The organism is Vibrio sp. 1288 (assembly GCF_033344475.1).
Window position 1 is genome coordinate 1 of the sequence record NZ_JAWPOX010000673.1, and the last position, 635, is coordinate 635.

Annotated in this window: 1 pseudogene; it reads right to left on the bottom strand. The window is 47.6% G+C overall.

The features are described from left to right. A pseudogene (locus R8O11_RS28700) lies at positions 1-635 on the bottom strand (transporter substrate-binding domain-containing protein); the annotation flags it as partial.

Consider the following 635-nt stretch of genomic DNA (forward strand, 5'->3'; position numbering starts at 1 on the left):
CGACTGTGCGCTCAAAGCTTTCGCCGTAGTTACCCACTTGTTTGACGACTTGGTAACCCCAATCATCACGAATACCTAGGCCTTTACCTTTCGGACCATCAACACCCAAAATACGTTTGATGTTTGGATCTTGAGATTTTAACATCTCATCCGCATTCTTAGAGGTGATGCCGTATTCTTCCGCATTCACCATTGCTGCTAACGTCCACTTAGCGATGTTGAACCACTGATCGTCGCCTTGACGAACCACTGGGCCAAGTGGCTCTTTAGAAATGATTTCAGGTAGAACCGCCGCAGAAGAAGGATCTTTCAGATTCAAACGAAGTGCGTACAGACCTGATTGGTCAGTCGTTAGCACGTCACAGCGTCCGGCATCGAAACCTTTTGAGGTTTGCGCCGCCGTATCAAACACCACAGGTTTGTACGACATGCCACTGTTGCGGAAGTAATCCGCTAAGTTGAGTTCGGTTGTTGTACCTGACTGTACGCAAACTGACGCACCATCAAGCTCTTTAGCGCTAGAAATGCCAAGATCTTTCTTGACCATGAAACCTTGACCGTCATAGTAGTTAACGCCAACAAAGTTTAGGCCGAGCGCAGTATCTCGGTGTAATGTCCAGGTAGTGTTACGAGAA